Source organism: Vibrio chemaguriensis (genome assembly GCF_012275705.1).
GTDB classification, from domain to species: domain Bacteria; phylum Pseudomonadota; class Gammaproteobacteria; order Enterobacterales; family Vibrionaceae; genus Vibrio; species Vibrio diabolicus.
Genome location: NZ_SHOE01000020.1, coordinates 1 through 24,285, shown reverse-complemented (window position 1 = coordinate 24,285; position 24,285 = coordinate 1). Strand labels below are relative to the sequence as shown.

Genomic DNA, 24,285 nt, shown 5'->3' with positions numbered 1-24,285 from the left:
AACGGTATTCTAAGCAAATCATTTATTGAGCTGACAGCGTAAAGAGCCAAGCATGAAATTTACCATTGAACGTAGTCATTTAATCAAACCGCTACAGCAGGTTTCGGGCGCTTTAGGTGGCCGACCAACTCTGCCAATCCTGGGTAACCTACTTCTTAAAGTAGAAGAGAACGTATTGTCGATGACGGCAACCGATCTTGAAGTAGAGTTAGTAAGCAAAGTGACGCTAGAAGGTGATTTTGAAGCGGGCAGCATTACCGTTCCTTCGCGTAAGTTTCTCGATATCTGCCGTGGTTTACCGGACGATGCGATCATCACATTTGTATTAGAAGGTGATCGCGTACAAGTTCGCTCTGGTCGCAGCCGTTTCTCATTGGCAACGCTTCCTGCGAACGATTTCCCTAATATTGAAGATTGGCAAAGTGAAGTGGAAGTATCACTGAGCCAAGCCGATCTACGTACGCTGATCGACAAAACTCAGTTCTCGATGGCGAATCAAGACGTTCGTTACTACCTCAACGGCATGTTGTTTGAAATTGACGGTACCACGCTACGCAGCGTGGCGACGGACGGCCACCGTATGGCGGTATCGCAAACTCAGCTGGGTGCGGATTTTGCGCAGAAGCAAATCATCGTGCCACGCAAAGGTGTGCAAGAATTAGTGAAGTTGATGGACGCGCCAGAGCAACCTGTAGTACTTCAGATCGGTAGCTCCAATGTTCGTGCTGAGGTGAATAACTTTACTTTTACCTCCAAGTTGGTTGATGGTCGTTTCCCTGACTACCGCCGCGTCTTGCCTCAGAGCACCAATAAGACCCTAATAGCAAGTTGTGACGAGTTGCGCCAAGCCTTCTCTCGTGCTGCGATTCTTTCCAACGAAAAATTCCGTGGCGTGCGTGTGAATCTGGCTGATACTGAAATGCGCATAACCGCGAATAACCCAGAACAAGAAGAAGCGGAAGAGATGCTTGATGTGACCTTTGAAGGTGACGCCATCGAAATCGGCTTTAACGTAAGCTATGTGCTTGATGTTCTGAACACGTTGCGTTGTGAAAATGTACGTGTGTCGATGTCGGATGCTAACGCTAGCGCATTGATTGAAAATGCCGACGATGACAGTGCCATGTACGTGGTGATGCCAATTCGTCTATAAGCCAACTGAATGCCTCTTTCTCGTCTCATCATTCAGCAGTTTCGAAACATTAAAGCCTGTGATATTGAGTTATCAGCAGGCTTTAACTTTCTTATCGGGCCGAACGGCAGCGGTAAAACCAGTGTCTTAGAAGCGGTTTACCTGCTCGGGCATGGCCGCTCATTCAAGAGTTCTCTCACCGGACGAGTGATACAAAATGAGTGTGACGAACTGTTTGTTCATGGTCGTTTTTTGAACTCGGATCAATTTGAGCTACCTATCGGCATTAATAAGCAGCGTGATGGCTCAACAGAGGTTAAAATAGGCGGTCAATCTGGACAAAAATTAGCGCAGTTGGCACAAGTTCTGCCTCTGCAGTTGATACACCCAGAAGGGTTTGATTTACTGACAGATGGCCCTAAACATCGTCGTGCGTTTATTGACTGGGGCGTGTTTCATACCGAGCCCGCTTTTTATCAAGCATGGGGAAGGTTCAAGCGCCTGAACAAGCAGCGCAACGCGTTGTTGAAAACCGCCAATAGTTATCGTGAACTCAGTTATTGGGATCAGGAAATGGCAGGGTTGGCTGAAAACATCAGCCAATGGCGAGCAAGTTACATCGAACAGATGAAAACCGTCGCAGAAACTATCTGTCAGACATTTTTGCCAGAATTTGAGATCCAATTGAAGTATTATCGTGGCTGGGATAAAGACACCCCATACCACGAGATACTAGAAAAGAATTTTGAGCGTGATCAGGCATTGGGATACACCTTTAGTGGCCCAAACAAAGCTGATTTGCGCATTAAAGTGAACGGAACGCCCGTTGAAGATGTTCTGTCACGCGGTCAATTAAAACTCATGGTGTGTGCATTGCGTGTCGCGCAAGGGCAACACCTGACAGAGATGACCGGTAAACAATGCATTTACCTAATTGACGACTTTGCGTCGGAATTAGATAGCCAACGTCGCAAGCGTCTTGCTGACTGCTTAAAAGAGACGGGCGCACAAGTATTTGTAAGCTCTATCACTGAAAGCCAAATCGCCGATATGTTGGACGATAACGGTAAATTGTTTCATGTGGAACATGGCAGGATAGAGTCAAACTAGAAGAGAGAAACTCATGTCTGAAAATTACGATTCATCGAGTATTAAGGTACTGAAGGGTCTGGATGCGGTACGTAAGCGTCCAGGAATGTACATCGGCGATACGGACGACGGCACCGGCCTTCACCACATGGTTTTCGAGGTGGTGGATAACTCAATTGATGAAGCGTTGGCAGGTCACTGTAAAGACATCGTTGTGACAATTCATGAGGATAACTCGGTTTCCGTTAGCGATGATGGTCGTGGCATTCCAACAGAAATCCACTCAGAGGAAAATGTATCTGCAGCAGAAGTAATCATGACGGTACTTCACGCGGGTGGTAAGTTCGACGATAACTCATACAAAGTATCGGGTGGTCTTCACGGGGTAGGTGTTTCAGTGGTAAACGCTCTATCTGAGAAAGTTGAGCTGACGATTCATCGTGGTGGCCATATCCATACGCAAACCTACCGCCATGGTGAGCCTCAAGCGCCACTAGCCGTTGTGGGTGATACGGATAAAACCGGTACACAAATTCGTTTCTGGCCAAGTGCCGAGACGTTCTCTAACACTGAGTTTCACTATGACATTCTGGCGAAACGCCTGCGTGAACTGTCATTCCTGAACTCTGGTGTGTCGATCAAATTGGTTGATGAACGTGAAGCGGACAAACATGATCACTTCATGTATGAAGGTGGTATTCAAGCGTTCGTTGATCACCTAAACACCAACAAAACGCCAATCATCGAAAAAATCTTCCACTTTAACTCTGAGCGTGAAGACGGCATTTCAGTTGAAGTGGCGATGCAATGGAACGATGGTTTCCAAGAGAATATCTTCTGCTTTACCAACAATATCCCACAGCGTGATGGTGGTACTCACCTTGCTGGTTTCCGTGCTGCGCTAACACGTACATTGAACAGCTTTATGGATAAAGAAGGTTTCTCGAAGAAAGCGAAAACAGCGACTTCAGGCGACGATGCGCGTGAAGGTCTAACTGCGGTTGTTTCGGTGAAAGTGCCAGATCCTAAGTTCTCAAGCCAAACTAAAGACAAACTGGTTTCTTCTGAAGTGAAATCAGCTGTTGAGTCTGCAATGGGTGAAAAACTGTCTGAGTTCCTGATTGAGAACCCGACAGAAGCGAAGATGGTTTGTTCGAAAATCATCGATGCAGCACGTGCACGTGAAGCAGCGCGTAAAGCTCGTGAAATGACGCGCCGTAAAGGTGCACTAGACCTGGCTGGCCTTCCAGGTAAACTTGCAGACTGTCAGGAAAAAGATCCGGCACTCTCTGAACTATACATAGTGGAGGGTGATTCGGCAGGCGGCTCCGCAAAACAAGGCCGTAACCGTAAGAATCAGGCCATCCTACCGCTAAAAGGTAAGATTCTTAACGTAGAAAAAGCACGTTTCGACAAGATGCTGTCTTCGCAAGAAGTGGCTACTCTGATCACGGCACTTGGTTGTGGTATCGGTCGTGACGAGTACAACCCGGACAAGCTGCGTTACCACAACATCATCATCATGACCGATGCCGATGTCGATGGTTCGCACATCCGTACGCTACTATTGACCTTCTTCTACCGTCAAATGCCAGAGCTTATCGAGCGTGGTTACGTGTACATCGCTCAGCCACCACTTTACAAAGTGAAAAAAGGCAAACAAGAGCAGTACATCAAAGACGAAGAAGCGATGAACCAATACCAAGTATCATTGGCTCTGGATAATGCATCGCTACACGTAAACGCAGAAGCACCAGCATTGGCAGGTGAAGCACTAGAGAAGCTTGTTCAACAGTACAATGCGGGTATTAAACTGGCGGAACGTATGAGCCGTCGTTACCCAAGTGCTTTGGTAAACGAGCTGATTTACACTCCTCGTCTAACTCCTGAGCAATGCCATGACGCATCAGTTGTTGAAGCGTGGACGAAGCAGCTTATTGAGCAGCTGAATGCGAAAGAAGTGGGTGCGAGCCAATACAGCTACGAAGTTGAACAGCACGAAGAACTAGGCTTAAACTTGCCTAAGATCGTGGTTCGTACTCACGGCGTGACGCACGAACATGCAATTAGCATCGACTTCCTAAACTCGAAAGAGTACGGCAAGTTGGCTGATCTATCAGAAGCACTGGATGGGCTTCTGGAAGAAGGTGCGTACATCAAACGTGGTGAGCGTACGATGCCAGTAGCAAGCTTTGCAGAAGCGCTTGATTGGTTGGTTAAAGAGTCAATGCGTGGTCTGAGCCGTCAGCGTTACAAAGGTCTAGGTGAGATGAACCCAGATCAGCTGTGGGAAACGACTATGGACCCAGAAACGCGTCGCATGATGCAAGTAACGATTGAGGATGCGGTAGGCGCAGACCAATTGTTCACAACACTGATGGGTGACCAAGTAGAACCTCGTCGTAACTTCATCGAAGAAAACGCGCTGAAAGTAGCGAACTTAGACGTGTAACGACAACTTATCTTAATAGAAAAAAGCAGCGAGAAATCGCTGCTTTTTTTTGTTTTAACCACCAATGAAAATCGCCACTTTCTGCCAAGACTTTGGTTTTTCTGGTGCTAATTGCCAATAACCTGATCAAGCTTGCCATTTTATTTCTGTTTTCTTTTTTTCTCGCCATTTTGTTCGCTTGGGCGCTTTTGCTTTCTTTTTTCTGCTCGCTATAGTGCTGAAGAGCTGATGAATAAGGAGGTTGAGAAAATGGTGATGACTTTCCTGAACTAAGCCGGAGGTGATGCACTTCCGGTTCAATGCACTGAATTTATTTGTAAGACAAGGCATTAAGAAGGAAATAATCATGTTTGAACGCTGGTTCTCGGCGTACTGTTTGGCGCTGCGAACTTGGTGGTTAACCAGTCGCTTTTTAACCTATCAATCACCACTAAGGTTGTTATCGCTATTTGAAACCTGCGAGCAACAGGCCCATTGCCGTAACCGAGCTCGTATTGCGGTTGGGGACACGGTTCGCTTAGTGGATGTTGAACGCGCCTATCAATATCGCATGACGTTAGTTAGCTCGCGCAAGGGGCAACCGATGACAGGTATGCTCGCGGTCGATTCTTATTTGGGGTCTCGATTGTTAGGTCGAGCTAAAAATGATGCGCTCGAAGTGGAAATTTTTAATCAGCGACGCTGCTTTGTGATTACTGAAATTGTTCATCAATCGCAGCCACCAGCGCAGAGAATGCTGTGTGGCTGTCTGTTGTGCCAATAAATAGAGGTGAAGTCATGAGTAAGAAAGACAAGAAACAACCACAGTTGAGTCTGAAAGAAAAGCGTAAGTTAAAACAGGAAAAAGCGGCAGAAAAGAGCGTTGTAAAAGCGCGTAAATCCTCCCGTAAGTAGAGTGCAGATTGAGCCCACCAGAAAGGTGGGCTTTTTAATACCGATCGCAAAGCGAGGGTAAACTGACCTTTCTGGGGGAGATAGCGAGCGCACTTAAAATTTTTTATTTTTTCCCTTGAAAGTCATTTTTGACGACCTTATATCTAGTTGTGAAGAGGATGACTGGCTTGCTAGAGACTAGAAGACAGCCCTCTGGAATCGCTAAAACGAGATCGCTCAAAAGAGGATATGGCGTTTTAGCACACAACTTAAACCTTTAGATTCAATATCATGTCTCCGAGCCAAACCAAGGCCAGTGGAATGATAAGAATCTCTTAGTTCGGCGTCGGTTTTTGCATAAACACGCCAGTAGGATGAAGTTCATCCGAACTAAGACTATTGCTTAATTAAGAGGATAGATTTATGCGTAACGTAGATTTCTCACCACTATACCGTAATGCAATTGGCTTTGATCGTCTGCTAAACCTGATGGAAGCGAATACAGCGAAAAATACTTCTGGCGGTTACCCTCCGTACAACATTGAGCAAAAAGACGAGCATAACTACCGTATTACTATGGCAGTTGCTGGCTTCTCTGAAGACCAACTCGATCTGACTCAAAACGAAAACATGTTGATTGTGAAGGGCGAACGCAAAGCAGAAGAAGGCAAAAACTACGTGTACCAAGGCATTGCTGAGCGCGACTTTGAACGTAAATTCCAGCTAGCGGATTACGTCAAAGTGACTGGTGCATCAATGGAAAATGGCTTATTACACATTGACTTGGTTCGTGAAATCCCAGAAGCAATGCAACCACGTAAAATTGCTATCGGCAGCAACAACCTGCTAGAAAATAACTAATCAGCAAGTAATTTGCTTATAGAGTGAGAAAGAGCGCCAGTTGGCGCTCTTTTTAATTTGTGTCTTTGATGTGGGAGTTTGCTTTACTGACCTTGTTGGTAAGCCTTTTCAACTTCTTCCGCGATAATCGCAATCCCTTTCTGCATCATCTCATCGTCTTGAACGTAGTTCATGCGTAAGCACTGATGAGCGTGGTCCCATTCGTCTTTCTGGCCAATAAAGAAGTATTCACCCGGGACTATCAATACCCCACGCGCTTTCAAGCGTTGGTACAGTTCCATTGTTGTTATTGGCAGTTCATCAAACCATAACCACAAGAAGATAGCGCCTTCCGGTTTGTGAATACGGAAGCGCTCATCGGTAATCGCTTCTTGCAGCAGTTCAACCGCACGTTGCGACTTCTGCTTGTAAAACGGCTTAATCACCTCTGAACTCAGTTTAAGCAGGTCGCCTTTAGCGATGATGTGGTTTGCCAGCGCTGGACCCACACTGCCTGGTGCTAGGCTGATGATGCCGTTCATATTGGTTAACGCTTGAGTGATTTCTTCACTCGCAATCACAATCCCGCAACGCACGCCAGGCAAGCCAAGTTTGGATAGGCTCATGCACAAGATGGTGTTTTCATTCCAGAACGGTTCGACATCTTCAAAGATGATGTTCGGGAACGGCAAGCCGTAGGCGTTATCGATGATCAGTGGGATGTTGTTTTCACGTGCGAGTTTGTCCAGTTTACGCACTTCTTCGTCTGTCAGTACGTTACCCGTTGGGTTGGTTGGGCGAGATGCGCAGATTGCCGCAACAGAATCGTCGACGGTTAGCTGTTCAAAATCGACGTGGTATTTAAACAATCCGTTATCTAACAGCTCGATTTCTGGGTGGTAAGAGACAAAAATATCTTCATCAATGCCAGCATCACCATAGCCGATGTACTCAGGCGCGATAGGCAGTAGCACCTTCTTATGCGAACCGTCAGGCTGTTTACCTGCGAGTAAGTTGAACAAGTAGAAGAAGCCACTTTGGCTGCCGTTAGTTAGGCTGATGTTCTTCTCTGAAATGTCCCAACCGTAAGTTTCACGGAATAACTGAGCCAGCGCTTTCACGAACGCATCTTTACCCTGTGGGCCATCGTAGTTGGCTAGGGCGGCGACGAGCTCTCCACTGGCGAGCATTTCCTCACTGGCTTGGTGAAAATAATCGAGCATGGCAGGAATGGCGGCTGGGTTGCCTCCACCGAGCATGATGGCACCTGGTGTGCGTAGACCATCATTCAAATCGTCCATTAACTGCGTGATACCTGAATACTGATTAAATTTTTCACCAAACTTTGAGAACTGCATGCTGACTGATACCTAATTCATTGTGATTGCTTATGTGTATTGAATGCTGATGAAACATCAGCTTATAGAGTAATACTTGACCTTACCCTAATGTTATTACGACGCAAAGTGTGAATTTACTCGAAGAAGAAAAAAGTTTGTCATCAGACCAGATGATGGGGATATGAGCAGTGAATAAAAAAGGGAAGCGAAATGCTTCCCTTGCTGGTGGAGTGAATCGGCTATTCGCCAGTGTAGACGATCAGCACTTTGTCGTCGTGGTATTGGCGCTCGAACGCGTAATACTCTTCTTGATTGCGAGTGATGTGTTTGCCTTGCGCAACCGCTGGGTGGCGTTGACGGAACTCGCCGAGTTTTTGCCAATGTTGCAGCAAGTCTTCACGTTCGCCATGAATCTTATCCCATGGCATATCAGAGCGAGTACCTTGAGTAGGGTCGGAACCGGTAATACCAAAATCACGAGCAATCTCATCGCCGTAATAGATTTGCACTGCACCCGGCGTCAGCATTAGTGCATTGGCAGCGCGTGCTTGGTCATCGAAGCTGCGGCTGCGTGCCGACCAAAACAGTTGAGTATCGTGCGAAGACAGGTAACTCAACACGTTGAACTCAGGATCGGAGTTAATACGTTCCGCGTAGCGGCGATAATCGCTATCGAGTTGCGCAAAGCATTTCAGCGCTTTGGGTGCCACGTCGGATTGGAACTCAAAGTTGATGATCGAATCGAAACCGTTATCGAAATACGGGCTTTTCACCACGCTGTGCGCCCATACTTCACCCGTCATCCAGAAAGGTAGGTCATCCAAGGCTTTATCTGGGTTGTTTTGCTTCCACTGGGCAAGCGCTTGGGTGGTGCTGGCTTTCAGATCTGCCCACGCTTCCATTTCAACGTGTTTGGCCGTGTCAACGCGGAAGCCATCAATGCCGTAGTCGCGTACCCAGTCGGATAACCACGTAATCAGATGTTCACGTGGGGTTTGTAGCTCATCTTGCGCATTGGTGTCTTTATTGCGGAAGAAGTTTGGTAGTCCGGTTTTCTGAGTCGATTCGGTTTTTAGATCCGGTAGGTAGTTCAAAGACATGGTGATGTCGTTGTAGCCCGGAGCATCGTAGTCACCAATGTCGGTGCGGATCCAATCTTTGCCCCACCATTTATCCCACGCTTCGCTATCACCGTATTTGATGTAGTCGTTGAAGCTGTGCCAGCTTTGTCCTGATTTCGGCTGCCAGTCGGTCCATTTTTCACCAAGGACTTCTTTGGCTTCTTGGTCATCTAGGTAAAGCTGACCAAAGCCGAATTCCTGCATGTCTGCTAATGTCGCATAACCTGTGTGGTTCATGACTACATCCCAAATCACGCGGATGCCTTTCTTGTGAGCGGTATCGACGAAGGTTCTGAGTTCATCTTCGGTACCCATGTTGGCATCAAGCTTGGTCCAGTCTTGATGGTAGTAGCCGTGGTAGCCGTAGTGCTTAAAGTCGCCTTTATCGCCGCCGCCAACCCAGCCGTGGATTTGTTCCAGTGGTGAGGTTATCCAGATAGCATTGACACCAAGTGATTCGATGTAATCGAGTTTTTTCGTCAGACCCGCTAAGTCACCACCATGGAAGGTACCAATCTCGTATTTCCCGTCTTTGCTGCGACCGTAGCTGTTGTCGTTGTCTGGGTTGCCGTTATAGAAGCGGTCAGTCATGACGAAGTACACCGTCGCGTTGTCCCAACTGAAAGGTTTTTCTGCTTGTTGCTCAACCTCTTCTAGTAACAACAGACCTTGGCTCATAGGGCCCGGCTGCATGGTTACGCTGCCATCTGTAACTATAGTTTCTTGTCCGGTTAAGGCATCGCGAACGACAGTGCCATCATTAAAGGTTTGCTCAACGTTGATGGTTTTTGGCGTATTGGTTGCGACAGGGCAAGAGTAGGTGATGTCTTGATTCTTTTTGGGTTTGAGCCTAACAGTTAGCTCGTTAGTGGTTGGGTTGAGCGTAAATTGATAGGTGTTGGCTTTGAAGATGCGCAGCGGCATTTGGGCATCTGTGGCGCAATTATCCATTTTTAATGGACGATTGAATTTGATGCGGCTTTCTTCTGCCAAAGCAAAACTACTTCCACAGCTTTGATTACTGTCGGCAATGGTAAAGGTGTAGCTGCCTTTTTCGAGTTTTTGCTCGGCGACAAGTAAGCCGTTAGAGTTTGGTTCGAAGACGGCTGTATCGTCTCCAACGCTCAGTACGATAGCATTTTCTGGAATCTGGCTGCAGGCGCTCAATAGTCCAATAGAGAGTGCGAGAATTGTTTTTTTCATTGTGTCCTTCCCCCGAATAAACAGTCCAGTTATAGCAAAACTGAGCCTCTACAATCCGAGCTCTGCACCAACAAGTTAAACGTGTCTCACCCTACAAATTTTTGCCTTGTTCACAAAATGAATAATAAGAACCGATTATCTCCGTTTAAAGACAACAAAAAAGGGAAGCCGACGCTTCCCTTTACTTATCTCTTAATCACTTCTGAATCAGTAATGAATTACTTTTGAAGGACAGAGATATCTGCGACCTGTAAGAACAGGTTACGCAGGTTGTTCAGCAATGTCAGACGGTTCTTCTTAAGTGCTTCGTCGTCTGCCATTACCATTACGTTATCGAAGAACGCATCCACTGGCTCACGTAGATCTGCTAGCTTGTTTAGGGCTTCTTGGTAGTTACCGGTCGCAAATGCAGGCTCTAGTGCTTCCGTCATTACTTCAACGCTTTCTGCTAGTGCTTTCTCTGCGTCTTCTTGTAGAAGTGCTAGGTCGATGTCTGCTGCTAGTTCGCCGTCGAATTTCGCTAGGATGTTACCAACACGTTTGTTCGCTGCTGCTAGAGACTCTGCCGCTTCCAGTTCACGGAAGTGAGAAACCGCTTTAACTCGTTGGTCGAAGTCTGCTGGTTTAGTCGGGCGACGCGCTAGAACTGCTTGAATGATGTCTACGCTGAAGCCTTCGTCTTGGTACCAAGCGCGGAAACGACCAAGCATGAACTCGATAACGTCTTGTTCAACGTTGTCGTTGGTTAGGCGGTCGCCAAACAGTGACTTCGCTTTCGCTACTAGGTCAACAAGATCTAGGTTGTAGCCGTATTCAACGATGATACGTAGTACACCTAGAGATGCGCGGCGTAGTGCGAATGGGTCGCTGCCTTTAGGCGCTTGACCAATACCGAAGATACCTACGATAGTGTCTAGCTTGTCTGCCATTGCAACTGCGGTTGAAACGCCGTTTGATGGCAGTTCATCACCTGCGAAACGAGGCATGTATTGCTCGTTCAGTGCGACTGCAACTTCTTCTGCTTCACCGTCGTGGCGAGCGTAGTGCATACCCATCACACCTTGAGTATCCGTGAATTCGAATACCATTGAGGTCATTAGGTCACATTTTGCTAGTAGACCAGCACGCTTTGATTTCTCAACGTCAGCACCGATTTGCTCAGCAATGTAGCCAGCAAGCTCTGTGATGCGGTCTGTTTTGTCTTTGATCGTGCCCAGTTGCTTTTGGAAGATCGCTTGTTCTAGCTCAGGCAGACGGTCGATAAGCGGACGCTTACGGTCTGTGTTGAAGAAGAATTCTGCGTCAGCAAGACGAGGACGAACCACTTTCTCATTACCTTCGATTACGTAACGAGGCTCTTTTGATTCGATGTTCGATACGAAGATGAAGTTAGGTAGTAGCTTCTTGTTTTCGTCATAAACAGGGAAGTACTTCTGGTCACCTTTCATGGTGTAAACCAACGCTTCAGAAGGCACTTTTAGGAACTCTTCTTCAAACTTCGCTGTAAGTACTACTGGCCATTCAACCAGAGACGTGACTTCTTCTACTAGGTCATCTTCTAGGTCAGCGATACCGCCAACCGCTGCTGCCGCTTTTTGTGCGTCAGCTAGGATGATTGCTTTACGCGCTTCGTAATCTGCCATTACTTTACCGCGCTCTTCTAGAATCGCAGGGTATTGCTCAGCAGAATCGATAGTGAACTCTTGCTCACCCATGAAGCGGTGACCACGGATAGTGCGGTCAGAAGCGACACCAAGGATCTCGCCTTCGATTAGGTCGCTGCCCATTAGCATGGTTAGCGTCTTAACTGGACGGATAAATTGAGTCGTTTTGTTACCCCAACGCATTGGTTTTGCGATAGGTAGGTTTGCTAGTGCTTTCGCTGCAAGTTCAACAACGATCTCAGACGTTGGCTGACCTTTCACTTCTTGTTTGAACAGTAGCCATTCGCCTTTGTCTGTAACCATGCGCTCTGCTTGGTCAACAGAAATACCACAACCGCGTGCCCAGCCTTGAGCTGCTTTGGTTGGGTTGCCTTCCGCGTCAAACGCTGCAGAAACCGCAGGACCACGCTTTTCAACCACTTTGTCAGACTGGCTTTCTGCTAGTGCCGCGACTTTAAGTGCAAGACGACGAGGAGCCGCAAACCATTTCACGCCTTCGTGAGCAAGCTCAGCGCTTTTTAGTTCTGCTTCGAAGTTTGCTGCGAATGCTTCAGCTAGCGTACGAAGTTGCGTTGGTGGTAGCTCTTCTGTACCTAGCTCGATTAGAAATTCTTTTGCCATGTTCTCTACCCCTTACGCTTGTTCTTTCTTACACATTGGGAAGCCAAGAGCTTCACGCGATGCGTAGTATGCTTCTGCTACTGACTTAGTCAGATCGCGAATGCGCAGGATGTAACGCTGACGCTCAGTTACTGAGATCGCTTTACGCGCGTCTAGTAGGTTGAATGCGTGACCTGCTTTTAGGATGCGCTCGTAAGCAGGTAATGGCAGTGGCTTTTCAAGCTCAAGCAACTCTTTACACTCTTTCTCACACTGCTCGAAGAAACCAAATAGGAATTCAACGTCTGCGTGCTCGAAGTTGTAAGTCGATTGCTCTACTTCGTTTTGGTGGAAGATATCACCGTAAGTCACTTTGCTGCCGTCTGGCGCGATGTTCCAAGTTAGGTCGTAAACCGAGTCTACTTCTTGGATGTACATTGCTAGACGTTCGATACCGTAAGTGATCTCACCAGTGACTGGTTTACACTCAAGGCCGCCAACTTGTTGGAAGTAAGTAAACTGAGTCACTTCCATGCCGTTTAGCCAAACTTCCCAGCCTAGACCCCATGCGCCTAGTGTTGGGTTTTCCCAGTTGTCTTCTACGAAACGGATGTCGTGTACAAGAGGGTCAATACCAAGAACTTCAAGGGAGCCAAGGTACAACTCTTGAATATTGTCAGGCGATGGTTTTAGCGCTACTTGGAATTGGTAGTAGTGCTGAAGACGGTTAGGGTTTTCACCGTAACGGCCATCAGTAGGACGACGTGAAGGTTGTACGTAAGCTGTCGACATTGGCTCTGGGCCAAGCGCTCGTAGACAGGTCATTGGGTGAGAGGTACCCGCACCCACTTCCATATCTAGCGGTTGAACAATGGTACAACCATTTTGAGCCCAATAATCCTGCAGCGCGAGGATCATTCCCTGGAAGGTTTTGATATCGTATTTTTGCATAAGTCAGGTTCGCGCGATTCTCTTGTTACTCGTTAATTCGTCATCTATGCCGAGTTTTTCAACTCTAACAACGGCGATAAAGAGTAATTACGGTTGAATAAATTAACAATCTAGTATAACCAGATATTGAGCATGGGAGTAGAGCTAATCTTGATTAATTCGTGGGCGATTTTCTCCTTTAATGAATTTTTACCGCGTTATCTGCTGTATTTTTCTTAAAAGGGAGTTTTTGCCTGCTTTGGCTCTTGAGAAGCGCAACAAAGGTGGCTAGAATTGCGCCTGTCTTTGGGGAGTAGCTTACCTGATGAAGTTTCTGTTTCATCTGGTTCGTCCGTCAACATAATTGGTGCAAAATCACCATGGCGTTCGAGACTTGAAGCCTTTCAAGTTTAGCAAGACCTTAGACAAATCATCACGAACCGGGGTAGGGGCGTGAGGTTTGTCTTTGGTTAAATATAATAATCCCTGCCCCAATGAGCATGTCGTGAGCGTTTTAGCTATTTCAATTACTACTGTAGCGTTAGCAGAAATTGGCGATAAGACCCAATTGCTATCTCTATTACTCGCAAGTCGTTACCGCAAACCAATACCAATTATTGCAGCAATCTTTTTGGCAACCATTGCCAACCACGCTTTGGCTGCATGGTTAGGTGTGGTTGTTGCTGACTATTTATCACCTGATATTTTAAAGTGGGTGCTGGTGGTCAGTTTTGTCGCGATGGCGGCTTGGGTGTTGATTCCTGATAAGTTGGATGATGACGAACAGATTTCAAACCGAGGTCCTTTCATTGCCAGCTTTATTGCTTTCTTTGTGGCTGAAATCGGTGATAAAACTCAGATCGCCACTTCTATCCTAGGCGCGCAATACGCGGATGCGCTGAGTTGGGTCATACTTGGCACGACCATTGGTATGTTGTTGGCTAACGTGCCTGTGGTATTAATTGGTAAGCTTTCAGCAGACAAGATGCCCCTGGGTTTGATTCGTAAAGTCACCGCTATTTTGTTCGTGTTGTTGGCGATTGGTGCGGCCTTCTTTTAATGTTTTTAGGCGGATAACGCAGCCTGAAAATGGAAAATGTTATCCGCGAACAATCGTTAAAATGATGCAAATAATCAATAACTAGCGAATTAGTGGCGTAGCTCAAACTCTGACTTAAAATCGCTCCGTAGCGTGACGGATGACATATTAGTGTCATACTTGTCATGGTAGTTTAATGGTGTGAATGATAGCGAGAGGGCAAGTTTATGCTTACACGTTACATGGGGATGACCCCAAAGAGTCAGAGTTATTTATTCACCTTTGGTTTGGCGCTTTGCTTGTTAGCGATGGTACTGACTGATATGTGGTTGCCGATTGTGGCAGGATCGTTCGTTCTTACTGGATTAACAGTAGAGGCGTGGATTCGCGTAGCCCACATCATTCCTATGCATGAAGAGATGCGGGCAATGAAAAAACAACTCAACAAGCTCCAATCAGAAGTTCGCACACTCGAATACGATGAATAAACAAACGGCAGCCAATCGGCTGCCGTTTTTAATTCGACCAGATTATTCCAATCCTTTCTTGATCAGGTACTGATACGGAACTTGCTCCGTTTGTGCTGCAATTAATTGGTGATCCATAAAACGGCAGAAACTCGGAATGTCTCGAGTTGTGGATGGGTCATCTGCTTTGACCAGCAAAATCTCACCATCTTGCATGTTGCGAATTGTCTTCCTGACCATCATCACTGGCTCTGGGCAGCGCAGTCCTTCCGCCTCTAATGTCTTTGTTGCCAGTTCAGGATTAAAGCTCATAGTGTGATTCTCGTAACTAACTTAGCGGTGAATTCTACGTTCGTTGAAAAAATATTCAATAACCACTTGGCAAACGGAATTTTTTGTTTTACCTTAAATTAACAATTTGGTAACAACTGGTAAGGGAGAGGCAATGTTAACAGCGTTAGACAGACTTACGATTTACTCCGTACTTTGTTTTATCTCGTTTTGTGCTTTGGTACTCAGAACGCCAGCTGACACCTCTTTGATGCCTCTTGTAGGCATGGTTGCCACTATTATTGGGATTTGGATCGAGATGCGCAAATGGTCAGGTGCATCTGAGCAAGAAAATTAGCGCTTTTTGCTTCGATCAGAATACTTTAATAACGCTCACCTATTTTTACCGACACTTCATTCCGACACTATCCCCATTTTTCTTGGGCTTCCCCGCTGAAAGGCGGGATTTTTTTTGCCTGAAGAGTACAATTTACCCAAACACATACAAAATAAGTGGCTAATTCGTGGAACTGGAAGACATCTATCGCCGAGATTTAAATTTACTGGTTGCGTTGCGAGTACTGATAGAAGAAAACAGTGTCAGTAAGGCGGCAACACGTCTGAATTTGAGTCAATCGGCAATGAGTCGTGTGCTTGGTCGTCTGCGTGACTTATTGGGAGACCCGCTGTTTACTCGTCAGGGGCAGCATTTGATCCCAACTCAGAAAGCGTTAGAGATCGATCGCTCATTAGGCGAGCCATTAGAGTCTTTACGTCAGTTGTTATCTCCGGTTGAGTTTGACCCATTGCAATGCGTACAGACTTTTAACATCGTGACCACCGACTATGCCATGCAAACCATTCTGCCGTTTGCTTTGCCGAGAATTTACCAAGAAGCGCCAAACGTGTCTTTTAACTTCTTACCACTGCAACACGACCGTTTATCAGATCAGCTCACTTATGAAGGTGCAGACTTAGCGATTTGTCGCCCGACAGGTCCGGTGGAGCCGCTACGCAGTGAAGTGTTGGGGCGAGTGGGGGTGCTGTGTATGCTTTCAAAACAGCATCCATTAGCGGATAAAGAAATGAGCTTGGATGATTATCTGAGTCATCCACATGCCATGATCGCCATCAGTGATGGTGTTAAGGCACTGATCGAACAAGCTTTGATGGAGAAACCTAAGCGTAAAATGGTTCTGCGGGCTTATCATTTAGAAGCCGCATTGGCGATCATGGATACCTTGCCAATTATCATCACAGTGCCAGCGGACTTGGCGTATCTGGTTGCCGAGCGTTATGACTTGGTGGTGAAACCATTACCATTCCAATTTACTCCATTTGAGTATTCGATGATTTGGCATGCGCGTTGCGAGCATTCTCCTGCTCAAGAATGGTTAAGAACGATTGTGCGTGAAGAATGTAGCCGTCTAATAGCTAAGCGTATCGAAGATATGGGACTAAACTGCTAACAAAAAGAGCCAGCAATGCCGGCTCTTCGTTTGTTTACGCTGAGTCAGTGTTTATAGCTTGATAACCACACGACCTGTTACTTGACCGTTGGTGATGTCTTCTGCGTATTTTGGTGCTTCTGCTAGTTCTACTTCAGTACACGCTTGCTCGAAATAGCTGTCTGGTAGTAGTTCAACCAGTTTTTCCCATGCTGCGATGCGTTTCTCTGTTGGACACATTACTGAGTCCACACCTTGTAGACGAACGTTACGTAGGATGAACGGCATCACTGTAGTTGGTAGATCAAAACCACCTGCAAGACCACAAGCGGCGACTGCACTGTTGTAATCCATTTGCGCCAGTACTTTTGCTAGTACTTTGCTGCCGACGGTATCTACCGCACCTGCCCATACTTGCTTTTCAAGTGGACGTGCTGGTTCCTCAAATTCAGTACGGTCGATGATGCGGCTAGCACCTAGTTTTTCAAGTAGCGGGCCGTTTGTCTCTACACGTCCTGTCACTGCAGCAACTTTGTAGCCAAGCTGTGCTAGGAGCGTTACTGCAACCGAGCCTACGCCGCCACTTGCGCCCGTTACTAGGATTTCACCAGCTTCAGGTTTGATGCCTGCATCAAGCAGTGCTTGAACACATAGCATACCAGTGAAGCCAGCAGTACCAACCATCATTGCTTTTTTGCTGTCTAGACCTTTTGGTAGTGGCACTAGCCAATCCGCTTTTAGACGAGCACGTTGAGCCATGCCACCCCAATGGTTTTCACCCACGCCCCAGCCAGTTAAGACCACTTTGTCACCAGCTTGGTAACGCGAATCTTCAGAACTTACAACCGTACCCGCTAGATCAATGCCAGGTACCATCGGGAAGTTACGGATGATTTTACCTTTACCTGTGATCGCCAAACCATCTTTGTAATTCAACGATGAGTAATCGACTTCAACCAGAACGTCACCTTCCGGCAGTTGTGTTTCATCGATTTGCTCGATACTAGCGATAGTGCGTTTGTCTTCTTGGTTTAGAACTAGAGCATTAAACATAAGGTTCTCCGAAATTGCGTTAGCGTGACTCAGTTGCCACATACAGCAAGATATTAACTGTCTATAAGTCTATGTCTTCTCTATCTATGAATAAAATGAAAGTTACTCATTTTATGTATGCTTTGTATGCATATTTACTGTGTTTGGCGTAAAACAAAGGGCGACATCTGATGTCGCCCTTAAGTGTAATACTAAATTATTTTAGTATTTATTCATTTCATGCTGGTTGTTGAGTAGATCACTACGACCATCGTCGTTTTGAGCCTACTTCACCTCAAGCGTTAAGGCCTCTCAAATACGGTCGCTATACCCTGACCCAAACCGATACACATAGTGGCCAGACCATATTTCGCATCTTTCGCTTCCATTAGGTTGATCAACGTTGTTGAGATGCGTGAACCAGAACAGCCTAGTGGATGACCCAATGCTATCGCACCACCGTTAAGGTTGACCTTCTCATCCATCACATCAAGCAGACCTAAGTCTTTAGCACACGGCAGAGACTGCGCTGCAAATGCTTCGTTTAGCTCAACCACATCCATGTCTTCAATTGAAAGACCGGCACGCTTGAGCGCTTTTTTCGTCGCCGGTACCGGACCGTAACCCATGATGGATGGATCGCAGCCCGCAATGGCCATGCCTTTGATACGTGCACGAATCTTCAAGCCAAGCTCGTTGGCTTTCTCTTCGCTCATGATCAACATCGCTGATGCACCATCAGACAGAGCCGATGATGTACCGGCTGTTACTGTACCGTTTGCTGGATCGAAAACAGGGCGAAGCTGAGACAGACCTTCAACGGATGTTTCAGGGCGAATCACTTCGTCGTAATCCAGAGTGAACAGTGTGCCGTCTGCTGCGTGGCCTTCAATTGGTAGAATTTCGTTTTTAAAACGACCCTCTACGGTTGCTGCGTGCGCACGAGCGTGAGAACGTGCAGCAAACTCGTCTTGTTGCTCACGGCTAATGCCATGTAATTTACCAAGCATTTCAGCCGTTAAGCCCATCATGCCCGCAGCTTTTGCTACGTTCTTTGACATACCTGGGTGGAAGTCTACACCGTGGTTCATTGGCACATGCCCCATGTGCTCAACGCCACCAATTAGGCAGATTTCAGCATCGCCAGTCATGATGGCACGTGTACCGTCATGCAGCGCTTGCATGGATGAGCCACACAAACGGTTAACCGTTACAGCGCCAATTTCAATCGGCAGGCCCGCGAGTAGCGCGGCATTACGTGCAACGTTAAAGCCTTGCTCTAGTGTTTGTTGTACACAGCCCCAGTAGATGTCTTCAATCTCGCTTGGGTTCACTTGTGGGTTACGCGCAAGAATGCCTTTCATTAGGCGCGCGGATAGATCTTCTGCTCGTGTATGACGGAAAGCACCACCTTTAGAGCGACCCATTGGAGTACGTAGACAATCGACTACGACAACATTTCTTGTTTGATTAGTCATTTTAGAATCCCTCCTTAGATAGAACCTTGCTGTTGTGCACCGTAAAAGCTTTCACCTTTCGCCGCCATATCAATCAGCATTTGCGGTACTTGGTACATCGCACCTAGCTCGGCGTGTTGTTTTGCCATTTCAACGTATTCAGCAATACCCACGCTGTCTAGGTAGCGGAATACGCCACCGCGGAATGGAGGGAAACCAAGACCATAAACCAATGCCATGTCTGCTTCCTGCGGAGTAGCGATGATGCCTTCTTGAAGGCACAGCACAACTTCGTTGATCATTGGAATCATCATACGTTGAATGATGGTCTCATCGTCAAAGTCCTGCTTATCGGCACAAACGTCAGCAAGTACTGGTAAGATCGCTTCAGAGAAGGTTTTCTTCGGCTTACCTTTTTTATCTATGGTGTAGCTGTAGAAGCCATTACCATTCTTCTGACCATATTTGTCTGCTTCGAATAGTGCATCAATCGCATCACGACCTTGTTTACCCATACGCTCAGGGAAACCCTCTGCCATCACAGCTTGTGCGTGGTGCGCGGTATCAATGCCGACTACGTCAAGCAAGTACGCCGGTCCCATCGGCCAGCCAAACTTACGCTCCATGACTTTGTCGATTTTCGTAAAGTCAGCACCATCACGAAGTAGCATGCTGAAGCCGCCAAAGTATGGGAACAATACGCGGTTAACGAAGAACCCTGGGCAGTCATTAACGACAATTGGTGATTTGCCCATTTTCGCAGCATACGCCACAACACGATTGATGGTTTCATCAGAGGTGTGCTCACCACGGATGATCTCAACAAGAGGCATACGATGCACTGGGTTGAAGAAGTGCATACCACAGAAGTTTTCTGGGCGTTTTAGTGATTTTGCCAATAGGTTGATAGGAATCGTCGAGGTGTTTGAGGTGATAACGGTGTCGTCACCGACATGGGATTCGACTTCACTCAAAACCGCCGCTTTTACTTTCGGATTTTCAACGACAGCTTCAACAATCACATCAGAGTTTTCAATACCTGCGTAATGTAGGCTCGGTGTGATTGACGCTAAAATACCCGCCATCTTAAAGCCATCAATGCGACCGCGAGATAAGCGTTTATTCAGCAGCTTAGATGCTTCAGTCATGCCTAGGTCGAGCGACGCTTGTGCGATGTCTTTCATTAAGACAGGCACACCTTTTAGCGCTGATTGGTAAGCAATGCCGCCACCCATGATACCTGCACCTAATACGGCTGCACGTTGCGTGTCTTTACTTGCTGACTTCGCTGCTTTTTTCGCAATGCCTTTGATGTATTGATCGTTAAGGAATAGGCCAACCAGTGATTTTGCTTCTTCCGATTTAGCCAATTTCACGAAGTGCTTACGTTCAATGTCTAACGCTTCATTACGTGCAAAGCGAGCACCTTCTTCAATCGTGATAACGGCTGTCATTGGGGCAGGGTAGTGAGGACCAGCTTTCTGTGCTACTAGACCTTTCGCCATGGTGAAGCTCATCATCGATTCTAGCTTACTCAGCGTTAGCGGAGATGTTTTCTGTGCTCGGCGTGCTTGCCAGTCAAGTTTTTCATTAATTGCAGAGTTAAGAGTTTGTAGTGCTGATTCGTATAAAGCATCAGTCTCTACAACAGCATCGAGTAAGCCAATTTTCAATGCTTCATCAGCTCGGCATGCTTTGCCTTGGGTGATGATTTCCATTGCGCTGTCTGCGCCAATAACGCGAGGTAAGCGTACACAACCACCAAAGCCCGGCATGATTCCCAGTTTCGTTTCTGGTAGGCCGATGCTGGTGGTTTTGTCACCAATACGCATGTCTGTTGCTAGCACACATTCACAACCGCCACCAAGAGCGTGGCCTTTGATCACTGAGATGGTCGGAACGGGTAAGTCTTCTAGTTTGTTAAAGATGCTGTTAGCAAATTGCAGCCATTGGTCGAGCTCGGCATCCGTTTTAGCAAACAAACCTAAAAACTCGGTAATGTCTGCGCCTACAATGAATGCGTCTTTATCTGAAGTGAGCAACAACCCCTTGAGGCCTTGATGGGCAATGAGCGCATCAAGAGCTTTATCTAGCGATTCTAATGTCGCTAGGTCGAGTTTGTTGACGGATTTTGGAGAGCAGAAGCTTAGCTCTGCAATACCATCTTGTATTTCCTTTACCTGTAGGGTTTCGGCTTGGTAAATCATTGTCTATCTCCATGACATACAATCGTGGATTGTCTGTATACCTATTTCAACGACGCCGTGTACCTCGGCAAATAGGTATCGAGGAAGTCGTTTTATTTTTGTTCTGGTTTGACCAGTAAAGTTAGTTTGGATCGTGGATTGTCTAATTTCAATACATTTTTTAAACAAGTGTTTAACATTGTGCGCTGTGGCAGATCTTATGCGACGGGTAAATCACACTCGTGATAGACTTCAGGCAAATAGACCTGAATCCATAATCCTATGAATGACAAGCCTTATCTGATTCCAGCAGAGCCCGCTCAATTTGAAGAAGAAATTAAAAAGAGCGTCTTCATTACTTATTTGGCACACACGCCAAGTATCGAAGCTGCAAAAGCATTTGTTGATCAAATCAAAGCTAAACACGCTGATGCCAGACATAACTGTTGGGGCTTTGTTGCTGGTCGCCCGGAAGATTCAATGAAATGGGGCTTTAGTGATGATGGGGAGCCGTCCGGAACTGCAGGCAAACCGATCCTGGCGCAGCTGTCTGGCTCTGGGGTGGGGGAAATCACGGCAGTGGTCACGCGATACTCTGGTGGAATCAAGTTAGGTACAGGCGGCTTGGTTAAAGCGTATGGGGGTGGGGTACAACAAGCGCTCAAGCTGCTTCAAACTATTGAGAAAAAAATAACCACAAAGCTCAGACTAACGTTAGACTATGGGTTTATGCCGATCGCACAGTCAATCATGCCGCAATTTGGTGCGGTAGAAGTCGAGGCTGAATACAGCGATCAGGTCGTATTAGTGGTGGAAATTGAGCTTCGAGAAGTGAGCGCGTTTACCCAAGCAATCATCAATAAAAGCGGGGCAAAGGCAATTGTCACTCCGCTAGACGGACAATAATGAAAAACAGGAAGCAACAGGGACAGCTTCGCTAGTCAATTTATCCATGCAATTTCGTTCAATTATTCGAATCGTCGGGCTACTGCTCGCACTTTTTAGTGTCACTATGCTTGCGCCAGCACTCGTTGCGCTGATTTATCGAGATGGTGCAGGTGTGCCTTTTGTCACGACATTTTTTGTTCTGCTGTTTTGCGGGGCCGTTTGTTGGTACCCAAACCGCAGGTATAAGCACGAGCTTAAAGCTCGCGATGGCTTTCTTATTGTCGTTCTGTTCTGGACAGTACTTGGCAGCGCAGGCTCGATCCCCTTTCTAATAGCTGACAACCCGAACGTTTCAGTCACGGATGCGTTTTTTGAATCATTTTCTGCTCTCACTACGACTGGGGCGACCGTTATTGTTGGTTTGGATGAGTTACCTAAAGCAATTCTATTCTATCGACAGTTATTGCAGTGGTTTGGCGGTATGGGAATCATCGTATTAGCAGTGGCGATTTTGCCAGTACTTGGCATTGGTGGTATGCAGCTTTACCGCGCCGAGATCCCTGGTCCAGTCAAGGACACTAAAGTGACTCCGCGCATAGCAGAAACTGCTAAGGCGCTTTGGTACATCTATTTGAGCCTGACTATCGCCTGTGCTTCGGCTTTTTGGTTAGCTGGTATGACGCCATTTGACGCCATCAGTCACAGCTTTTCCACCATTGCCATTGGTGGCTTCTCTACCCACGATGCCAGCATTGGATACTTTGATAGTTACGCGATTAACCTGATTACGGTGGTTTTTCTGCTTATATCTGCATGTAACTACACGCTGCACTTTGCTGCATTTGCATCAGGTGGTGTACATCCCAAGTATTACTGGAAAGATCCTGAGTTTCGCGCCTTCTTGTTTATTCAAGTGCTGCTCTTTGTCATTTGCTTTCTATTATTACTGAAACATCACTCTTACACATCGACATACGATGCTTTCGATCAGGCTCTGTTCCAAACCGTATCAATATCCACAACAGCGGGCTTTACGACAACAGGTTTTGCGGATTGGCCGCTCTTCTTACCTGTGCTGTTATTGTTCTCTTCCTTTATAGGTGGTTGTGCTGGTTCAACAGGCGGCGGCATGAAAGTGATCCGTATCCTGCTTCTTACCTTACAAGGTGCGCGTGAACTAAAACGTTTAGTCCATCCACGCGCGGTTTACACCATCAAAGTAGGTGGCAGTGCCCTACCGCAACGTGTTGTTGATGCGGTTTGGGGCTTCTTCTCCGCATACGCATTGGTATTTGTGGTTTGTATGTTGGGCTTGATTGCTACAGGGATGGACGAGTTAAGTGCGTTCTCGGCGGTGGCTGCGACTCTGAACAACCTCGGTCCTGGCTTGGGAGAAGTGGCGCTTCACTTTGGTGATGTTAACGACAAAGCAAAATGGGTATTGATTGTTTCTATGTTGTTTGGTCGTTTGGAAATCTTTACCTTACTTATTCTACTTACGCCGACGTTTTGGCGTAGCTAAGGGGAAATCGTGGCAAAAGCATTATTTCTATACTCTTCCCGCGAAGGGCAGACTAAAAAAATTCTTCACTATATAGATGAACAACTTCCAGACTTCGATTGTGAGCTGTTGGATTTACATAATGTCGAGACGATTGACTTCAGCCAATACGACAGAGTATTGATAGGCGCCTCTATTCGCTATGGCCATCTTAATAAAAAGCTATACCAGTTTATTGAGCGAAACCTCAATCAATTGGAGCAAAATAAAGTGGCATTTTTCTGCGTAAACCTAACCGCTCGTAAAGAGGACCAAGGAAAGGATACACCTGAAGGTAGTGCCTACATTCGCAAGTTCCTAATTAAGTCGCCTTGGAAACCAACGCTAATCGGTGTTTTTGCTGGTGCACTTTATTACCCACGTTACGGCTGGTTCGACAGAACTATGATTAGGTTCATTATGTCGATGACAGGTGGCGAAACCGATACGACCAAAGAAGTGGAATACACCAATTGGGAAAAAGTGGCTCTTTTCGCAGATAAATTCAGAGAACTGTAGAAATAACGTGCTCTTTTGACCGCTTTTGATGCAAATTTATCCGAACGATAAAAAAATCAAAAAAAACGTGAAAAAGGGCTTGCCAATGTGATCGCAATCTCTATAATGCCACCTCGCTGACACGGCAACGCTTCGAAAGAAACGAAGTCGAGGTTAGCAAGCCAAATTAGCCAAGCGGAAACGCTTGAAGAAAGT

21 protein-coding genes are annotated in these 24,285 nt (G+C 46.6%); 12 read left to right on the top strand and 9 right to left on the bottom strand.

Annotated elements, in window-relative coordinates; genetic code table 11:
• Positions 1 to 52: 52 nt before the first annotated feature.
• The 5 genes from dnaN (at position 53) to EX191_RS17260 (ending at position 6,407) form a co-directional block, all read left to right on the top strand.
• Complete coding sequence (gene dnaN / locus EX191_RS17280; protein WP_005394106.1) at positions 53 to 1,153, top strand: DNA polymerase III subunit beta; 1,101 nt, start codon at positions 53 to 55, stop codon at positions 1,151 to 1,153.
• Between the two features lie 9 nt (positions 1,154 to 1,162).
• Complete coding sequence (gene recF / locus EX191_RS17275; RefSeq protein ID WP_005394107.1) at positions 1,163 to 2,242, top strand: DNA replication/repair protein RecF; 1,080 nt, start codon at positions 1,163 to 1,165, stop codon at positions 2,240 to 2,242.
• A gap of 13 nt (positions 2,243 to 2,255) precedes the next feature.
• Positions 2,256 to 4,673: a DNA topoisomerase (ATP-hydrolyzing) subunit B gene (gyrB, locus tag EX191_RS17270; protein WP_005394109.1), complete on the top strand. Its 2,418-nt coding sequence runs from the start codon at positions 2,256 to 2,258 to the stop codon at positions 4,671 to 4,673.
• A gap of 346 nt (positions 4,674 to 5,019) precedes the next feature.
• On the top strand, positions 5,020 to 5,436 hold the full coding sequence (locus EX191_RS17265) for a GreA/GreB family elongation factor (protein WP_005394112.1): 417 nt from the start codon (positions 5,020 to 5,022) through the stop codon (positions 5,434 to 5,436).
• Positions 5,437 to 5,969: 533 nt separating this feature from the next.
• Positions 5,970 to 6,407 (top strand): Hsp20 family protein, encoded by a 438-nt coding sequence (locus EX191_RS17260; RefSeq protein ID WP_005394114.1) that lies wholly within the window; start codon positions 5,970 to 5,972, stop codon positions 6,405 to 6,407.
• 83 nt (positions 6,408 to 6,490) lie between these two features.
• On the opposite strand, the gene EX191_RS17255 is transcribed toward EX191_RS17260, so the two are convergent.
• The 5 genes from EX191_RS17255 to EX191_RS17235 all read right to left on the bottom strand — a co-directional run bounded on the left by EX191_RS17255 (position 6,491) and on the right by EX191_RS17235 (position 13,587).
• The gene (locus EX191_RS17255; protein ID WP_114324064.1) at positions 6,491 to 7,744 is read right to left on the bottom strand and encodes a valine--pyruvate transaminase; all 1,254 of its coding nucleotides are present in this window, start codon (positions 7,742 to 7,744) and stop codon (positions 6,491 to 6,493) included.
• 221 nt (positions 7,745 to 7,965) lie between these two features.
• Positions 7,966 to 10,050 carry an alpha-amylase gene (locus EX191_RS17250; RefSeq protein WP_193448139.1) on the bottom strand — a complete coding sequence of 695 codons (2,085 nt, stop codon included), beginning with the start codon at positions 10,048 to 10,050 and terminating at the stop codon, positions 7,966 to 7,968.
• A gap of 218 nt (positions 10,051 to 10,268) precedes the next feature.
• Positions 10,269 to 12,335 (bottom strand): glycine--tRNA ligase subunit beta, encoded by a 2,067-nt coding sequence (gene glyS, locus EX191_RS17245; RefSeq protein WP_193448138.1) that lies wholly within the window; start codon positions 12,333 to 12,335, stop codon positions 10,269 to 10,271.
• Positions 12,336 to 12,347: 12 nt separating this feature from the next.
• Complete coding sequence (glyQ, locus tag EX191_RS17240) at positions 12,348 to 13,265, bottom strand: glycine--tRNA ligase subunit alpha (RefSeq protein ID WP_006743179.1); 918 nt, start codon at positions 13,263 to 13,265, stop codon at positions 12,348 to 12,350.
• A gap of 178 nt (positions 13,266 to 13,443) precedes the next feature.
• Complete coding sequence (locus tag EX191_RS17235) at positions 13,444 to 13,587, bottom strand: hypothetical protein (RefSeq protein ID WP_012841258.1); 144 nt, start codon at positions 13,585 to 13,587, stop codon at positions 13,444 to 13,446.
• 162 nt (positions 13,588 to 13,749) lie between these two features.
• Here EX191_RS17235 and EX191_RS17230 point away from each other — a divergent pair, with 162 nt between their 5' ends.
• Positions 13,750 to 14,304 carry a TMEM165/GDT1 family protein gene (locus EX191_RS17230; protein WP_012841256.1) on the top strand — a complete coding sequence of 185 codons (555 nt, stop codon included), beginning with the start codon at positions 13,750 to 13,752 and terminating at the stop codon, positions 14,302 to 14,304.
• A 206-nt stretch (positions 14,305 to 14,510) separates the two neighbouring features.
• On the top strand, positions 14,511 to 14,771 hold the full coding sequence (locus EX191_RS17225) for a hypothetical protein (RefSeq protein WP_031780377.1): 261 nt from the start codon (positions 14,511 to 14,513) through the stop codon (positions 14,769 to 14,771).
• A gap of 42 nt (positions 14,772 to 14,813) precedes the next feature.
• Here the strand turns inward: EX191_RS17225 and tusA are convergent, their stop codons facing one another.
• A complete protein-coding gene (gene tusA / locus EX191_RS17220; RefSeq protein ID WP_005394130.1) occupies positions 14,814 to 15,062 on the bottom strand; it encodes a sulfurtransferase TusA in 249 nt (82 codons plus the stop codon).
• A gap of 133 nt (positions 15,063 to 15,195) precedes the next feature.
• Between tusA and EX191_RS17215 the strand changes: the two genes are divergently transcribed.
• Positions 15,196 to 15,378, top strand: a complete 183-nt coding sequence (locus EX191_RS17215; RefSeq protein WP_005394131.1) for a hypothetical protein — start codon at positions 15,196 to 15,198, stop codon at positions 15,376 to 15,378.
• A gap of 166 nt (positions 15,379 to 15,544) precedes the next feature.
• Complete coding sequence (locus tag EX191_RS17210) at positions 15,545 to 16,489, top strand: LysR family transcriptional regulator (RefSeq protein WP_005378881.1); 945 nt, start codon at positions 15,545 to 15,547, stop codon at positions 16,487 to 16,489.
• Positions 16,490 to 16,540: 51 nt separating this feature from the next.
• Here EX191_RS17210 and acuI read toward each other — a convergent pair whose 3' ends face one another.
• The 3 genes from acuI to fadB all read right to left on the bottom strand — a co-directional run bounded on the left by acuI (position 16,541) and on the right by fadB (position 21,164).
• On the bottom strand, positions 16,541 to 17,521 hold the full coding sequence (gene acuI, locus EX191_RS17205; protein ID WP_085344399.1) for an acrylyl-CoA reductase (NADPH): 981 nt from the start codon (positions 17,519 to 17,521) through the stop codon (positions 16,541 to 16,543).
• Positions 17,522 to 17,802: 281 nt separating this feature from the next.
• Entirely contained in the window at positions 17,803 to 18,978 is a 1,176-nt protein-coding gene (gene fadA / locus EX191_RS17200) for an acetyl-CoA C-acyltransferase FadA (protein WP_006743176.1), read from the bottom strand.
• 14 nt (positions 18,979 to 18,992) lie between these two features.
• Entirely contained in the window at positions 18,993 to 21,164 is a 2,172-nt protein-coding gene (fadB, locus tag EX191_RS17195) for a fatty acid oxidation complex subunit alpha FadB (protein WP_193448137.1), read from the bottom strand.
• Between the two features lie 261 nt (positions 21,165 to 21,425).
• Here fadB and EX191_RS17190 point away from each other — a divergent pair, with 261 nt between their 5' ends.
• The 3 genes from EX191_RS17190 to hemG are packed head-to-tail and all read left to right on the top strand — an operon-like array spanning position 21,426 to position 24,090.
• On the top strand, positions 21,426 to 22,049 hold the full coding sequence (locus EX191_RS17190; protein WP_193448136.1) for a YigZ family protein: 624 nt from the start codon (positions 21,426 to 21,428) through the stop codon (positions 22,047 to 22,049).
• A 46-nt stretch (positions 22,050 to 22,095) separates the two neighbouring features.
• Positions 22,096 to 23,553: a TrkH family potassium uptake protein gene (locus EX191_RS17185; RefSeq protein WP_006743175.1), complete on the top strand. Its 1,458-nt coding sequence runs from the start codon at positions 22,096 to 22,098 to the stop codon at positions 23,551 to 23,553.
• Positions 23,554 to 23,562: 9 nt separating this feature from the next.
• The gene (gene hemG / locus EX191_RS17180) at positions 23,563 to 24,090 is read left to right on the top strand and encodes a menaquinone-dependent protoporphyrinogen IX dehydrogenase (RefSeq protein ID WP_193448135.1); all 528 of its coding nucleotides are present in this window, start codon (positions 23,563 to 23,565) and stop codon (positions 24,088 to 24,090) included.
• Positions 24,091 to 24,285 lie beyond the last annotated feature (195 nt).

Excerpts from the sequence above, each read along its gene's own strand:
- dnaN (WP_005394106.1), top strand. The coding sequence starts at position 53 with ATGAAATTTACCATTGAACGTAGTCATTTAATCAAACCGCTACAGCAG.
- recF (WP_005394107.1), top strand. The coding sequence starts at position 1,163 with ATGCCTCTTTCTCGTCTCATCATTCAGCAGTTTCGAAACATTAAAGCC.
- gyrB (WP_005394109.1), top strand. The coding sequence starts at position 2,256 with ATGTCTGAAAATTACGATTCATCGAGTATTAAGGTACTGAAGGGTCTG.
- EX191_RS17265 (WP_005394112.1), top strand. The coding sequence starts at position 5,020 with ATGTTTGAACGCTGGTTCTCGGCGTACTGTTTGGCGCTGCGAACTTGG.
- EX191_RS17260 (WP_005394114.1), top strand. The coding sequence starts at position 5,970 with ATGCGTAACGTAGATTTCTCACCACTATACCGTAATGCAATTGGCTTT.
- EX191_RS17255 (WP_114324064.1), bottom strand. The coding sequence starts at position 7,744 with ATGCAGTTCTCAAAGTTTGGTGAAAAATTTAATCAGTATTCAGGTATC.
- EX191_RS17250 (WP_193448139.1), bottom strand. The coding sequence starts at position 10,050 with ATGAAAAAAACAATTCTCGCACTCTCTATTGGACTATTGAGCGCCTGC.
- glyS (WP_193448138.1), bottom strand. The coding sequence starts at position 12,335 with ATGGCAAAAGAATTTCTAATCGAGCTAGGTACAGAAGAGCTACCACCA.
- glyQ (WP_006743179.1), bottom strand. The coding sequence starts at position 13,265 with ATGCAAAAATACGATATCAAAACCTTCCAGGGAATGATCCTCGCGCTG.
- EX191_RS17235 (WP_012841258.1), bottom strand. The coding sequence starts at position 13,587 with ATGAAACAGAAACTTCATCAGGTAAGCTACTCCCCAAAGACAGGCGCA.
- EX191_RS17225 (WP_031780377.1), top strand. The coding sequence starts at position 14,511 with ATGCTTACACGTTACATGGGGATGACCCCAAAGAGTCAGAGTTATTTA.
- tusA (WP_005394130.1), bottom strand. The coding sequence starts at position 15,062 with ATGAGCTTTAATCCTGAACTGGCAACAAAGACATTAGAGGCGGAAGGA.
- EX191_RS17215 (WP_005394131.1), top strand. The coding sequence starts at position 15,196 with ATGTTAACAGCGTTAGACAGACTTACGATTTACTCCGTACTTTGTTTT.
- acuI (WP_085344399.1), bottom strand. The coding sequence starts at position 17,521 with ATGTTTAATGCTCTAGTTCTAAACCAAGAAGACAAACGCACTATCGCT.
- fadA (WP_006743176.1), bottom strand. The coding sequence starts at position 18,978 with ATGACTAATCAAACAAGAAATGTTGTCGTAGTCGATTGTCTACGTACT.
- fadB (WP_193448137.1), bottom strand. The coding sequence starts at position 21,164 with ATGATTTACCAAGCCGAAACCCTACAGGTAAAGGAAATACAAGATGGT.
- EX191_RS17190 (WP_193448136.1), top strand. The coding sequence starts at position 21,426 with ATGAATGACAAGCCTTATCTGATTCCAGCAGAGCCCGCTCAATTTGAA.
- EX191_RS17185 (WP_006743175.1), top strand. The coding sequence starts at position 22,096 with ATGCAATTTCGTTCAATTATTCGAATCGTCGGGCTACTGCTCGCACTT.